The sequence below is a fragment of the Streptococcus parasanguinis genome (assembly GCF_031582885.1).
GTDB classification, from domain to species: Bacteria; Bacillota; Bacilli; order Lactobacillales; family Streptococcaceae; genus Streptococcus; species Streptococcus parasanguinis_M.
This window is the reverse complement of sequence record NZ_CP133988.1, coordinates 555,908-570,067: the sequence shown is the minus strand read 5'-3', so window position 1 is coordinate 570,067 and position 14,160 is coordinate 555,908. Positions and strand designations below refer to the sequence as shown.

15 protein-coding genes are annotated in these 14,160 nt (G+C 43.8%); all 15 read right to left on the bottom strand.

The features are described from left to right. Window positions 1–41: 41 nt before the first annotated feature. A complete protein-coding gene (cps4B, locus tag RDV49_RS02885) occupies window positions 42–773 on the bottom strand; it encodes a capsular polysaccharide biosynthesis protein Cps4B (RefSeq protein WP_003009083.1) in 732 nt (243 codons plus the stop codon). Continuing rightward, window positions 770–2,239 carry an LCP family glycopolymer transferase CpsA gene (cpsA, locus tag RDV49_RS02880; protein ID WP_003009085.1) on the bottom strand — a complete coding sequence of 490 codons (1,470 nt, stop codon included), beginning with the start codon at window positions 2,237–2,239 and terminating at the stop codon, window positions 770–772. Before cpsA ends, cps4B begins: the two co-directional genes overlap by 4 nt. Window positions 2,240–2,426: 187 nt before the next feature. Then, window positions 2,427–3,032, bottom strand: a complete 606-nt coding sequence (nrdG, locus tag RDV49_RS02875; RefSeq protein ID WP_003009087.1) for an anaerobic ribonucleoside-triphosphate reductase activating protein — start codon at window positions 3,030–3,032, stop codon at window positions 2,427–2,429. Window positions 3,033–3,036: 4 nt separating this feature from the next. Beyond that, window positions 3,037–3,537, bottom strand: a complete 501-nt coding sequence (locus RDV49_RS02870; protein WP_003009088.1) for a GNAT family N-acetyltransferase — start codon at window positions 3,535–3,537, stop codon at window positions 3,037–3,039. A 39-nt stretch (window positions 3,538–3,576) separates the two neighbouring features. Continuing rightward, window positions 3,577–3,717: a hypothetical protein gene (locus RDV49_RS02865; protein ID WP_003002079.1), complete on the bottom strand. Its 141-nt coding sequence runs from the start codon at window positions 3,715–3,717 to the stop codon at window positions 3,577–3,579. An 11-nt stretch (window positions 3,718–3,728) separates the two neighbouring features. Next, window positions 3,729–5,939 carry an anaerobic ribonucleoside-triphosphate reductase gene (gene nrdD / locus RDV49_RS02860; protein ID WP_037608441.1) on the bottom strand — a complete coding sequence of 737 codons (2,211 nt, stop codon included), beginning with the start codon at window positions 5,937–5,939 and terminating at the stop codon, window positions 3,729–3,731. A gap of 122 nt (window positions 5,940–6,061) precedes the next feature. Further along, window positions 6,062–7,918 carry a glycosyltransferase family protein gene (locus RDV49_RS02855; RefSeq protein WP_003009094.1) on the bottom strand — a complete coding sequence of 619 codons (1,857 nt, stop codon included), beginning with the start codon at window positions 7,916–7,918 and terminating at the stop codon, window positions 6,062–6,064. A gap of 170 nt (window positions 7,919–8,088) precedes the next feature. Beyond that, on the bottom strand, window positions 8,089–9,624 hold the full coding sequence (gene cls / locus RDV49_RS02850; RefSeq protein WP_003009097.1) for a cardiolipin synthase: 1,536 nt from the start codon (window positions 9,622–9,624) through the stop codon (window positions 8,089–8,091). A 277-nt stretch (window positions 9,625–9,901) separates the two neighbouring features. Further along, a complete protein-coding gene (locus tag RDV49_RS02845; RefSeq protein WP_003009098.1) occupies window positions 9,902–10,312 on the bottom strand; it encodes an SP_0198 family lipoprotein in 411 nt (136 codons plus the stop codon). 76 nt (window positions 10,313–10,388) lie between these two features. Beyond that, window positions 10,389–11,621: a bifunctional folylpolyglutamate synthase/dihydrofolate synthase gene (locus RDV49_RS02840; RefSeq protein ID WP_003009100.1), complete on the bottom strand. Its 1,233-nt coding sequence runs from the start codon at window positions 11,619–11,621 to the stop codon at window positions 10,389–10,391. Between the two features lie 207 nt (window positions 11,622–11,828). Then, window positions 11,829–12,134, bottom strand: a complete 306-nt coding sequence (locus RDV49_RS02835; protein WP_003001941.1) for a DUF1292 domain-containing protein — start codon at window positions 12,132–12,134, stop codon at window positions 11,829–11,831. 22 nt (window positions 12,135–12,156) lie between these two features. After that, the gene (gene ruvX, locus RDV49_RS02830; RefSeq protein WP_003009102.1) at window positions 12,157–12,576 is read right to left on the bottom strand and encodes a Holliday junction resolvase RuvX; all 420 of its coding nucleotides are present in this window, start codon (window positions 12,574–12,576) and stop codon (window positions 12,157–12,159) included. Further along, window positions 12,576–12,842 (bottom strand): IreB family regulatory phosphoprotein, encoded by a 267-nt coding sequence (locus RDV49_RS02825; RefSeq protein WP_003002070.1) that lies wholly within the window; start codon window positions 12,840–12,842, stop codon window positions 12,576–12,578. The genes ruvX and RDV49_RS02825 overlap by 1 nt, the downstream gene beginning before the upstream one ends. A 124-nt stretch (window positions 12,843–12,966) precedes the next feature. Further along, window positions 12,967–13,563 carry an SP0191 family lipoprotein gene (locus RDV49_RS02820; RefSeq protein ID WP_003009104.1) on the bottom strand — a complete coding sequence of 199 codons (597 nt, stop codon included), beginning with the start codon at window positions 13,561–13,563 and terminating at the stop codon, window positions 12,967–12,969. Window positions 13,564–13,698: 135 nt separating this feature from the next. After that, the gene (gene spx, locus RDV49_RS02815) at window positions 13,699–14,097 is read right to left on the bottom strand and encodes a transcriptional regulator Spx (RefSeq protein ID WP_003009108.1); all 399 of its coding nucleotides are present in this window, start codon (window positions 14,095–14,097) and stop codon (window positions 13,699–13,701) included. Between the last annotated feature and the right edge of the window lie 63 nt (window positions 14,098–14,160).

Here is a 14,160-nt window from a genome sequence, read left to right as displayed (position 1 = left end):
CTAATTACTCCTTCATGTGGATCTCTCCACCTGTTTCCTGGTTAGATTAATTCATCCGCTAACAAGAGTTCTTGATTGCTGACAAAGAGAGCTTGTGCTCGTTGTTCTCCGTATTCTTCCTTGATCAAGCGATAGGCTTCTGCCATATAAGGCGGCCGTTTATCCACATTGTGCATATCACTGGCAACAAAGTGCACTAAGTCTTTTTCTAAGAAGTACCGAGCTCGTTTTTTGAGTTGTTTTTGTTCATCCCCAAAGAGGCGAGGCTTGAGAACACTGGAACTATTGATCTGCATGTAGCAGCCCATGTCAATCATCTCTTGCACGCGCTCCTCATTTTTCTCCAAGCACTTGTAGCGCTCGATATGGGCCACCACCGGTGTCACACCTAGATGGAGCAAACGGTCCAAGGCGGTATGGATCTCCTTGTAAGGTGTTCCCATGCTGAATTCAATTAGCGCAAAGCGCGTCTCAGCTAAACGTGGAATGATCTTTTCTTCCAGTTTTTTTAAGACATCATTGGTAAAGTAGATCTCTGCCCCGTAATGAATCGTTAAATCTGGCGCGACCTCTGCCGCAATTTTTTTCACTTCTTGAAAATTTTCAGAAATCTTTTCTTCGGGGGTTTCAAACATCCCCTTGCGACGATGAGAAGTGGAGATAATGGTCCGCACCCCTTGGCGATAGCTTTCTTCCAATAAGGAACGCGTATCTTCTCTTGTCTTTGGTCCATCATCCACATCAAAGACGATGTGCGAGTGGATATCAATCATTTTTCTTTTCCTTCCATTACTTTTTGAATGGTTTCCTTTGCCTTGGTCAAGCTGGCTTGATCCAACTCCATTACATAGAGATTGTAACCAGGCATAGCATAAGACGGCAAGTCATTTCGTCCTTGACCGGTGATCGCTTGAGAAGTCACCTCATAAGAACCACCCGTTTCTAACTGGGTATTGATCAAGTTCATCATAGTCGGCAACTGCATATTGGTTTGGACAGAATCTTGGAGGTTTCCGATAATCTCATTGTAGTTGCTTAAGACCTTGGTAGAGGTCAACTTTTTGATAATGGCCGCAATGACTTTTTCTTGGTTTTTCCCACGGTCATTGTCGCCACCTTGGAGAGAGTAGCGTTCTCGGACAAAACCGAGGGCTTGCTCTGAATTCAAATGAACCTTTCCAACTGGGAAATGGAACTTCCCGTGCAGGCTCGTAAATTCTTGGTCATTTTCCACATCGATTCCCCCTAGAAGGTCAATCAACTTGAGGAAAGAGGTGAAATTGAGACGAACATAATAGTTGAGCTTGATATCATAGAGATTCTCAAGGGTATGGATCGAAGCATCCACTCCGTAGATCCCCGCATGAGTCAACTTATCATTTTGGTTGTTACCACCATCTGCAATCGGTACATAGGCATCCCGTGGAGTCGTTGTCAATAGGACTTGCTTGGTCTTCCGATTGACGGTCATGATGATATTGACATCTGAACGAGAAACCGAGGTTACCGGACCATAGGTATCGATCCCGCTGACATAGATGTTAAAGACATCCGCATTGGCAGACACCTTGCTCGTCGCTGCCACTTCTTTTCGGATCTTGTAGGAATAGATTTTCTTCAACTTCTTGGCATAGTCCGCATCTTCTGCGGCAATGGTATCCTCAAAGGTACTGTTGAGGACCATAGCAGAAGCATTCCCTTCTTGCAGGCTCTTATAGGCATCTAGATAAGTCGGTGCATCCACTACAGAAATTTCCTGACCCTTGGTCTTTTTGATGTTGTCCAAGAGGGCAGTAAGATTAGCTTCGTTATTGTTGCCCTTTGGTGCTACCACTTCCTTGATTTCTTTGATATCTTTGATGTCACTGTCTTTCTTGACATAGACAGCCATCTCAAACTCTGTATAGTTAGAGTGGCCGTTGACATTACTGGTCAGATTCAGCAGCTGTTGACTAGCAAACAAAACTCCTGAACTAGCCAATAAGCCGACAAGAAGCAAGACCAAAGTTGTCTTTTTGGCCTGATTTTTGATCACAAACCAAGCTGATAAGAGCAAGAGAAGAGCTAGTAGTGCAATCACGAGAACATTGACATAGCGAAAACCCAAGATGTTATTGGCCAACATGGTATAGGTCGCCCAACTTGCAGTCATAAGCAAAAAAATAAGCAATACGGAATTAATGATTCGCAATTGCCCCCACTTATGCTCTGAACGACGACTCCGTCTCCTTTGTGACATAAATACCTCCAATTAGTCCTAATCATATTTATTGTAACATATTTTTAGCAAAAAATGCATTAATTATCACTTTTTTGTCCATTATGGACATTTGAAAAGTAAGCGTTTTCTGAAATAGACAAAATCCCTTGTATACTTATGCAGAGAATCCAAAAAACCGAGTGAAAAACCCGGTTTTTTGAAGATCCTACAAAAGATCATCCCGTTTGACCTGCTCAAAACTTTCTTTACCGTCATTGAGCTTGTCCCAGATGACGACTTTTCCTTCTTTGAGGGATTTTTGAACATCGATGATCCGCTGGTTAGAAGAGCCACGAAACTGCAACATGAGGTTGCGTTTGCTCTTATCATAGCGGCCATCCACCAGAATATCAATCAGTGAGAGAAGCTCTAGCTTGTCTGGTGTCTCTAGCATCATTTCTTCCCAGGTGTAGCCGGTCCAAGACCAGATATCTTTATCAGGCAACTCTTTTCTCACGCGCTTGACCAAGGGCAGAAGGATGCCGGTATTAAGAAAGGGTTCCCCCCCAAGTAGGGTCAAGCCCTGGACATAGGGTTGGGCCAGATCAGCCATGATCTGTTCTTCTAACTCTTTGGTGTAGGGAATACCTGCATTGAAAGACCAGGTCGCTACATTGTAACAGCCCTCACAGTGAAACATGCAGCCGGCCACATAAAGGGAGTTGCGGACTCCTTCGCCATCGACAAAGTTAAAAGCCTTGTAGTCGATGATGCGCCCTTGACTCAGTTCCTCACTCTTCCATTCGCCTGGTTTAGGTGTATTCCATGTCATCCTTCTACTCCACTTCTATCCAATAACGCTCCGTTCCATTTCGAACATCTTCAAATTGACCGCCATTAGCTAAGATAACCGCTCGACTGGCCGGATTTTCCGTGCTACAAGTCACCAGAGCACGATGGATGTTCTTCTCCTTTGCAACTCGCAGACCTTGATGGAGAGCTTCCTTGGCATAACCTTTTCCCCTTTCAGAAGGACGGATGGAGTAGCCGATATGACCAGCATAATTCAGCAATCCCTCGTTTAGTCTCAGCCGTAGATTCAAAAAACCTAAAGCATGACCTGATTCATCAAACAATACGAACTGAATTGATGGAACGCGATTTTCAGGCAAGTTTATTCCCATTTCTTTATTAAGGTTAGTTTCTAGCCACTCCTCATAATCAAAGTTCTCAGCATCCCAAAAGCCACCGTCATGGGCAGATTGGGCCTCTTCGAACTCTGCCATCATGTTTAAAATGGTCTCTTTATCTGCTAATGTTGGTCTGCGTAATTCCATCTTTACCTCCCCCTATACGAGAAAAGCGAGAGCGAACTCTCACTTTTTCTTATTCTTATTTAAAAATTGTTCTCTCAGGCTGGCTACTCGGTCTTTTTTATTGATTCCACCCTTTGAATGCTTTTCGTGGAATCGTTGAACCTGAGCCTTGCCCTTATCATCTAATTGGTATTTTCCCATAATATCCTTTTCTAATCTGTCACTTGGTGTCCAGCTGATTTGATAGTGGATCCATTCATGTGTTTGACCCGTGCAGCGATTTCCTTATGACGGCCATTGACCATGGGACGAGCTTGCGGGTTTCCTAGATAACCACAGGTCCGTTTGACCACATCAACCGTTTTCGGATCGCTATTGCCACAGTTTGGACAAGCAAATCCGCGCTCAGTCGGCGTGAAATCTCCTTCAAAATCACACTTGTAACAACGGTCAATCGGCGTATTGGTTCCGAGATAACCAACCCGGTCATAAGCATAATCCCAAACTGCTTCAAGGGCTTTTGGATTTTGTTGGAGCACAGGGTATTCACAATAGTGGATAAAGCCACCAGAAGCTCCAGCTTCAGGATAAACTTTTTCAAAATCCAACTTTTCAAATGGCGTTGGGTTCTTACGAACATCGTAGTGGAAACTATTGGTGTAGTATTCCTTGTCTGTGATATCCGGAACCTTACCAAATTTCTCCGTATCCAGGCGACAGAAGCGATCTGTCAAGCTTTCTGACGGTGTCGAATAAATAGAGAAGTGGTAATCATACTGATCAGACCAGTCTTCCACGCGCGCTTTCATATCCTTGATGATATCGATCGTGAATTGTTTGGCTTCTGGATTGTGTTCCCAATTTGGCCCATAAAAGACGGTTGCGACTTCATAGAGTCCGATATAGCCCAGAGAAACGGTTGCTCTGCGATGACGGAAGAGCTGATCTACCTGGTCATATTTACCCAAGCGTTTCCCGAAAGCCCCATATTGGTAGAGAATCGGCGCATTAGCTGGTGTCGCTTCTTTGGTGCGTTCCACCCGGTAAACCAAGGCATCTTCAGCGATGTTCATCCGTTCATTAAAGATTTGCCAGAATTTCTCCTTGTCTCCGCCCGATTCCAAGGCAATCCGAGGGAGATTGACCGTCACAACCCCTAGGTTCATCCGGCCAGAATTAACTTCTACACCATTTTCATCCTTCCAACCTTGAAGGAAAGAGCGACATCCCATCGGCACCTTGAAGGAGCCTGTCAACTCGACAATCTTGTCATAAGACAAAACGTCTGGATACATGCGTTTCGTCGCACATTCCAAGGCCAATTGCTTGATATCATAGTTAGGCGTTCCAGGTTCCAGATTGAGCCCCCGCTTGAGGGTAAAGATCAACTTAGGGAAAATAGCTGTCCGGTGTTCTGAACCAAGTCCCTTGATTCTGATTTCCAAAATCGCCTTTTGGATTTCCCGCTCGAAGCGATTGGTTCCAAGACCAAAACCAAGCGAAGTGAAAGGAGTTTGCCCGTTTGAAGTAAAGAGGGTATTGATCTCATATTCTAGCGATTGCATGGCATCATAGATGTCTTTTTGAGTCTTACTCCAAGCATAGTCCTCTTGCTTTTCAGGAAGTACCCACTCTTTGGCATCCGCTAAATGTTTTTGGTAGTTCTTTTCTGCATAAGGGGCCAAGACTTCATCGATCCGGTCTGCTGAGCAACCGCCATACTGACTAGAGGCCACATTGGCAATAATCTGCGAGATTTGTGCCGTTGCAGTTTGGATAGACTTAGGACTTTCTACTTCTGCATTCCCGATCTTAAAGCCATTTCTGAGCATGCCTTCAAAATCGATCAAACAACAGTTGGTCATCGGTGTATAAGGGCTATAGTCCAAATCATGGTAGTGGATGTCCCCTTTTTGGTGGGCATTGGCTACGTGTTTGGGCAACATTTTAAGACCAATAGACTTACCAACGATCCCTGCCGTCAAGTCCCGTTGCGTGTTAAAGACATCACTGTCCTTATTGGCGTTTTCATTGACGACGGCTTGGTCCTTATTGAGGAGTTTGCCAATCGTAAAGTTGATATCCGTCGCTTTTGAGCGCTCAAAATCCCGCTGGGTGCGATAAGTAATGTAGCTCTCTGCAATCGCATATTCATTAGCTTGAAGCAATTCATGCTCGACGACATTTTGAATCTCATAGATTTTCACGCCATTTGGAAAACGTTCCAAAATCTCTGCGATCACACGATCGACAATGGCTTCTAGTTTGGCTTCCATCACGGGAGTGAGAGAAGTCACTTCTTCTGTCGCCTTCAACAAGGCTTTATAAATTTTTTCAACATCGAATGGAACACGACGGCCATCTCGTTTTTCAACAAAAATATCCGGGGCCATTCTCAGTTTTTCTTCTCTCAAGGTGATCATACCAAACATGCCTCTCTTCATTTATTTACATACAAGTTGTATTATACCACTCCAAAAATAAAAATCAATATCTTGTGGAAAATTTTATAAAAAACTTTCTAAAGCACAAGATATTGATTTTCTTAAGAGCGTTGATAGAGTTTGAAATGACGGTATTTCTTCTCAACGAGACGATAATTTTCTTTGAGCAAGTCCTTCATTTTAGAGGTCAATTCTACCTGATTGTTGACCACAATATACTTCGGTTCAGACCGATCGATTTGTTGGGTTACATTTGTTCGGTTTTCATTAATCCCCAGATAAGAAGTCGGGGTCAATAAGGCAGAAGCTGCCAAACGATCGCTTTCTTGATAGAGAATAGCTGTCGTATCCCAAGCATAGATGGTATCTTTGGCCTTGCTATGGTTATGAATGTAGCTAGCAATAGCGCTCCGTTCACTGGATTGACCAGACTGAAGCACCAGATCTTGAACCACTGGATTCGCCAACAGATAGATAAGGGCTACTAGTGGTAAGAAAACTTGGCTCGTAAAGTAAGCAGCCCAAACTTCCTTGTTTTTCTTCTTACGGCCACGACGCTCGATCTCATCGTTCGCTTCGCCCCCTCGTGAGAACCAGATCGCAAACAAGGGAAGAACAAATGGCAACATCGGTAACAATTGGTAAGCTCCCTGTTCAGGAAGACCAATAGACACGATGAGGACTACCAGGCTACCTGCCCATCCCATAAAGCGGAAGATCCGGCGAGCACTGCTACTTTGCTTCGTAAAGGACATCAAGAAGGCAGAGACCAGACCAAAGGCGAGCGCCAACAGTCCATAATAAATGGCATTACTGAAAGTCTGTCCATTGCTAAAATTCAAGGCATTAAAGACATAGGTCACTTGGTTAATGGCATAACCAAAAGTCTGATTCAAAACGGTGATATAGCCAATTGGATAAAAGACGAGTGAAAAACCAAGGAGAGCTGCCAACAGTTGATAAAAACCACGCGCCCATCTCTTCTGCTTGATATTAAAGGCTGTTAATCCAAGGAAGGCCAATAAATAAAACAGGGCACTGGTCATCGGATCAATCAAGAAAGCCACGGCCGCAATTGCACCGTAAAGGATAAAGCCTTCGTCCTTACGATGCCCAATCAGATAAGCCAAAATGAAATTCATGCTGGCAAATAGGATTGGAAGGCTAAAGAAGGTCACATAGGTCCCTCCAAAACCAAGGCCTAGCACCAAGAAATAAAAGAGTAACTGGACATTCTTGGCTGTATCTTTATCAGACACCAACAGGCGCACAACACGATAGAGATAAGTACCCGCAAAGAAGAGGGCAATCGCTTGGAGGATCATCAAGATCCAGTGTCCACCCGCTAAACTTCCCAACCAGTTGATCGCATAATAGAGAAGACCATTGGTCCCGTAAAAATCACCAAACGGGACTTGGCCTTTGGTCATAGCCCAACCAGCATACAAGTTTTGAGATTGCTGATCGGTTGCAAATCGGGTTAAAAATGGTACGCCGACATGCAGTAAACTAATCAAGAGACTCAACACAAAAGGAATCGCCAAGGGCACTGGACGCTTGAGCTGACGGCGGGTCGGCTCAACTGCCACATCCGCTTCTAGCTCTTCCGTATTCTCTTCTACCTTAGATGCTTCCGCTTTCGCCGCTTCAACTCCCGATTTACGAGAACGGCGACTCATCCGACTGAGCGGTTGCTCCGGTTCCTGTTCTGGTTCTTGTTTAGGCTCTGTTACTGGTTCTAGCTCTGCTTCCACTGCTGGCTCCACATCACTAATTGACTCAGATGTATCCAACGCGACCGGCTCCTCTAAGACTTCTGTCTGCTGACTATGCGTAGGCTCTTCTTCGCGAAAGACCGACTTGTCTAGCACTTCGCGAATTTCACGTGTATCCTGGAAACTATCCCCCACGTGAAGCCCTAATTTTTTCGAAGTCATTTCTTGCTCTTTTTCGCTCATTCTTTTTCCTTTTCTTCACTATTCCTCTGCTTTTCCTTTTAGAAAAAAGCTCATTATCTTCTCTAGTATACCAAATTCTGCCGACCCTGTCAGCCTCTTGTCACATAGTGATAGGTAAAAAGAGTCAGGCCTCTCAGCTTCTGACTCTTTTCTCTGTTTTCACACACTTGTTACAACATCGGTGCGAACAATTGCATAATTTCCTTGATTAAGCTTTGGTGCCATGTAAAGCGGAAGGTATCCTCTGTAATTTCTTGAGACACTTCAAAGATATGGTCAAAGTCCTCCCGGATCTCTTTCAGAGCAGGTGTCCGATACATCCAGACAGCATTTTCATAGTGATGGACCAAACTGCGGTAATCAAAGTTAATCGACCCTACAACCGCCATTTCATCATCGGCAAGAACTTGCTTACTGTGGACAAAACCAGGCGTGTACTCATAGATTTTCACACCAGCATCCATCAGATCCAAGTAAGCCCCACGCGTAACAATTTGGATCAATTTTTTATCCGGAATATGCGGGGTCACGATGCGAACATCTACCCCTCGAAGGGCTGCATTGCGGATATCCTCTGTCAAATCATAGTCAATGATCAAGTAAGGAGTCGTGATATAGACGTAATCCGTCGCTTGGTTGATCATATTTTGATAAACCGTCTTTCCGACCTGCGACTTGTAAATCGGCTTTGGTCCACTCCCATAGGGAATGTAGAGCCCTTCTCCTTCGACCGCCTTATTTTCAATATGGTAGCGGTCAAAATCCTCGATTTCCCCACGGTTGATGTACCAGTTCATGAGGAAGAGTCGCGTTAAGGCCTTAACAGCTCGTCCATCTAAACGGATGGCACTGTCCTTCCAGTGACCAAACCGCTCAATGTGGTTGATGTACTCGTCTGCCAAATTGACACCACCCGTATAGCCGATCTGCCCATCAATGACCAGAATCTTGCGGTGGTCTCGGTTGTTATATGCCACTGTTAGACGGGGGATCACCTTGTTAAACTTATGGGCATCAATCCCCATCTTTCGCAATCGTTTGGTATAGTTCCCAGCCAAGGTTGCCATACAGCCGATATCGTCATAAAGGAGTTTGACTTCAACCCCATCTTTCACTTTCTGCTCTAAAATCTCTAGGATACTGTTCCACATCAAGCCCTCATCAATGATGTAAAACTCGATGAAGATAAATTTTTTCGCTGCTTTTAGATCCTCTAGTAGTTGCTCATACATCTCCTCCCCTAGAGGGTAAAAGGTCGATGCTGTCCCATTGTAGAGATCCGCATTGTGGTCCATGGATAAAATCGACTTGACCAAGCCATAAACCGCTTTGCTTTCTTGCTTGAGCTCCTTACGCAACTGATGACTATTGTCCTCTCGAAACTTCATGGACTCCATATTTTTCAGCTGGATCATTTCCTTTTTGGACAAACGCCGCTCGCCAAACATGAGGTATAAAAGCGATCCAAAGACAGGAATGACGGCAATTAAGAGCCAGGTCACCTTATTTTCAGGCGGGGTATTTCGATTAACAATAGCTAAGATTGTCGACACATATAAGAGCCCAATGACTGCAACAGATAGCCAATGAGGGAACCATCTATTGAGCCAAAAGAAGGCCGCAAAGGATGCCCATAGTTCAAAGCCCATAAACAAAATACTAAATCCATATTTGGACATTAATAGACGTAATTTTCGAAAGGTCACAGCATCCTCCTTTTTTTCTTTCTACTAGTATACCAATTCTTTTTACCCGTTGCAACGACCAACCAAACCCCTTCTAGACAAACAAAAAGAGAGTGGGACAGAAGTCCTAGCCTCTCAATTATTTTTGGATTGTCGAGCAAGACGCAGTGGTTGAGTGGGCTCTACTACGCTGATTTCATCAGCTTTTACAGCCCTACTCAACTGTGCGGAGGTGGGACGACGAAATCGAATTCTAACGAATTACCGATTTCTGTCCCACTCTCTTTTGTTTCGTCCCTTATTGCTTGGTCAGGACAATAATCCCTTGATCATCCTCTGCTTGCTCCAGATCTTCTAGCGACAACTGATTTCCTTCGATCCGATAGCGATAAGGCTCATCTCCGATACGCATGGATTGATTGACCGGATCAATACTAACCTCTTTGGCCTCTTCTTCTCCATCAGCATCTTGCACCGTAAACGTGCCTTTTCGACCCGTCACCACCAAGAGGATCGTATTTTCCTCGTCCTGTCCACGATAACTGCCATCTATGGACACCCCTTCTTTCTGTTCTTCACTCGCTGACGTCACAGTCTGTGATGAAGCAGACGTCTGTTTGCTCGAAGTCTGTGTCACTTTTTCTTGCTGGCTACAAGCAGTCAGGAAAAGGGCTACTGCCAAGGTCAGTATAGACATGATTTTTTTCATTAAGATCGACTCCTTTCGCCATAACCGTATACCATCTACCACCAGTATACGCCAAGAAAGTCTTTAGGTCAATTGTTTACCCCTCTAATAAAAATGCCCTTACTTCCGCAATAAAATACAAGGATCCTGTCACAAATAAGACTTCATCTGGACGACTCTGATCCATAAATTCTTTGATATAGGCCTTGTAGTCAGCTACATAGGGCAAGTCTTGTCGGTCACCTTGTGCCACCACTTCTCCGTAATGGAAGGTTGTCAAAATCAATTCAGCTTCTGGCAATCCCGCTTGAAGCGTTTGGAGCATCCCGCTATAATCTTTTCGCTTGAGGGCTCCAAATAAAATCTTCACGCGCTTTCCTGCTAAGCTATTGGCAAACTCGATCAAGCGCAACATAGCATGAGGATTATGAGCGCCATCCAGATACACCTGGTCGCCAAATAACTCTAGACGGCCCGGCCACCTTGTCTCTTGCAAGGCGTGTTTGACCTGCTCCATATCCACTTCTTGATCTAGGCCCTCCATATAGAGGAAAAAGGCCTCCAAAGCTACTGCAGCATTTTCCCGTTGGTAATCACCCTTCAAACCCAGAGACGGCAAGACAAGTTCCACGTTTTCATTCCAAAAACGATCCTGCTCTAAGCCAAAATCGTTCTGGAAGGCGTAGAGATCCACATCCAATTGCTCCGCTTTTTCTTGACAAACGGCTACAGCTTCATCAGATAAGGGGCCCACAACAGCTTTCTTACCCTTCTTAAAGATTCCTGCCTTTTGCTGGGCGATTTCCGCAATCGTCCCTCCCAGTGTTTCCTGGTGATCCAGGCCAACCGAAGTGATCACTGCAATCTCTCCTGTCACTACATTGGTCGTATCTAGAAGCCCACCGATACCAACTTCCAGCAGGACCACGTCTACTCCTTGTTCCTTAAAATACAAGAGGGCCATGAGGCAGATAATCTCAAAATAAGAGAGTTGATCCTGAGTTTGGAGTAGGGTCTGCTCCATCTGCTGCACCTCTTGACCGATCCGAGTAAAATCTTCATCCAAAATTGGCTGATCCCCAATACAAATCCGATCATGGATACTGATCATATGAGGAGAAGTAAAGGTTCCAACTTTCTTCCCATGAGCCATCAACAATTGGCGCAGAAAGGCGATCGTCGATCCCTTCCCATTGGTTCCTGTCACATGAAGGATCGGGTAAGCCTTATCCGGCCTCCCTAAAAGGCTCACTGCCTGCTCCATACGATCCAGTCCCGATCGAAAATTCAGACCGATCCGACTATTCATCCATTGCTCAATCTTATTCACATCTTCCTCCTAAAAGAAAAAAGCGACAAAACCTCTTCTGACGTTTGCGCTCCTTTCTTTTGTAGTTATTTCTTTCTCATTTTTACAGCAGGTCCATCGGACTTCCTGCTTTTTCTTGCTTCTTAAAGCAGGGCTAAAAACATCCACCGGATGTTTCAACTCTTTCTAGTTTCTAGGAGTTGGGCTAAAAACGTCCCCCGGACGTTTTTACTCCTCCATAAAGCTGTTGAAGACTTCTTCGATCATATCCCATTCTGCATCTGAGTCTTCTGGGATTGGTTGAAGGTCGCCTTCTGTTCCGTCTTCGTTTTCTGTAAATGAATAAGCTTGGATTTCAACTTCGCCGTTTTCATCTTCTTCTGCATTTGCAGGGATCAAAAGGACATAGTTCTTCCCAAATTCTTCTTTGCCATCGATGGTCAAAAGAATTTCAAACAAGGTTTCATTTCCTTGTTCATCCACCAATGTGATTAATTCACGTTCTTCATGGTCGTGGTTATGATCATGTGCCATACTATTCTTCCTCGTTTTCTTTCTAAAAATTGCGATCTAAATAATTTTGTAAAATAAGCTGCGCTGCTAACTTATCAATAACTTTTTTACGTTTGCTACGACTAATATCTGCTTGCTCAATCAACATCCGCTCTGCAGCAACTGTCGTCAACCGTTCGTCTTGGTAGTCGACTGGCATCCCAAACTTTTCAGCAATCATTGCGCCATAAGCCTGACTAGCTTCCACACGCGGTCCGCTTGTGTTGTTCATGTTTTTTGGTAAGCCTACAACAAAACGGTCCACCTTATATTGAGCCACTAATTCGGCCAAGCGCTCCAAACCGAATTCTTTTTTGTCTTCATCGATTTGGATGATTTCAAGACCCTGAGCTGTAAAACCGAGAGGATCACTCACAGCAACCCCGACGGTCTTTGAGCCAACATCCAATCCCATAATCCTCATTAGAGGTCTATTCCTTGCCCTTTCAAATAATAACGTACCAATTCTTCCACGATCTCATCTCGTTCATATTTACGAATTTGGTTCCGTGCATTATTATAACGAGGTACATAGGCAGGATCACCACTGAGTACGTATCCTACGATTTGATTAATTGGATTGTAGCCTTTTTCATCCAGTGACAAGTAAACATCTTTCAAGGTCTCGCTAATTTCCTTACGATTTGAATCATCAAGATTAAAACGTACTGTTTCATCTGTAAATCCCACAAGAACACCCTCTTTCCTTAGAATATTACTATTATACCATAATCAAGAGTTTTCCACAACGGTCAAGCCCTTGATTTTACAGCTTTTTCAAGCATTTTTGAGCTATTTCAGTTAAACTGTTTTTTTATTTTTGCTCACTTGCTCCAGCATTGATAAGATTGTCCGCAAATTGACTCGGTGTCAACTTCAACAACTCTGGTAAGTGATTGTTTTTGAAGTAAGTCATGCCTTCAGCCTTCTTCACATCCATCGCTTCAAAGTCATAGGTGATGGTCACCTTGTATTCATTCTCATTTTCCAAGGTTAAATCAGCTGTGAAACCTGGCACTGTCAAAGCTTCCTTAAAGGCATCATCCTTGTTAAAGGATTCTCTCAATTGCTTTTGCGCTTCCTCTACTCCAACCTGTTGGATCCCTTTTTTCAACTCCTCATCGGTTGCCGTCACATTGATGGTCTCCAATTTTTTAAAGGTATTCCCCACATAGGTGACGATTTGCGTCTGTTGTGTCCCCTTGTCATCTTTTGGAAAGACAAAGGTTCTAGTGATGACCTTATTTTCTTCAGCTTTTTGCAGGATACTCTTATTATCCTTTTGCAGTTGCTCTGCTTTCGCTTGGATTGCTTTTTGCTCACTTGAGGTTGGCGTTTTCACTTGCTTTTTTTGACCGCATCCAGTCAAACACAAGGCAAGTGCACCCAATAAGAAGATTTTCCTTTTCATTTTCCATTCCTTACTAGTTATTGTTTTCTAAAATATTGTATCATAGATTTCGTAAAATGGCGCAGTAAACTGCTTTTCATTCCGATTTTTAACAAGAAAAAATCAGAAACAAATTGTTTCTGATTTTCAATCACTTTAAAGAGCTGCACGCATCCGCGCTTCTGCATTTTCTACATTTCTAACTGATCGTGGCAAGAAGGCACGAATATCATCTTCTTTGTAGCCCACTTGGAGACGTTTGTCATCTACCAAGATCGGACTTTTAAGAATACGAGGTGTTTCCATGATGATGTCAATGACTTCATTGACACTCAAGTCTTCGATGTCCACTCCTAGATTTTTAGCGTATCGATTTTTTGAAGAGACAATACTTGCCACTCCATTTTCAGTCTTTGTAAGGATATCCAACAATTCTTCTTTGGTGATCCCTTCCTTACCGAGGTTTTGTTCTTTATAAGTTAGCTGGTGAGCGTTGAGCCAAGTCTTTGCTTTTTTACAGCTGGTGCAACTTGACACTGTATAAATTTTAATCATGCATGCACTCCTTTCGCTACACGATAATACTATCGTATTAAATTATAACACAAAAACCATCAG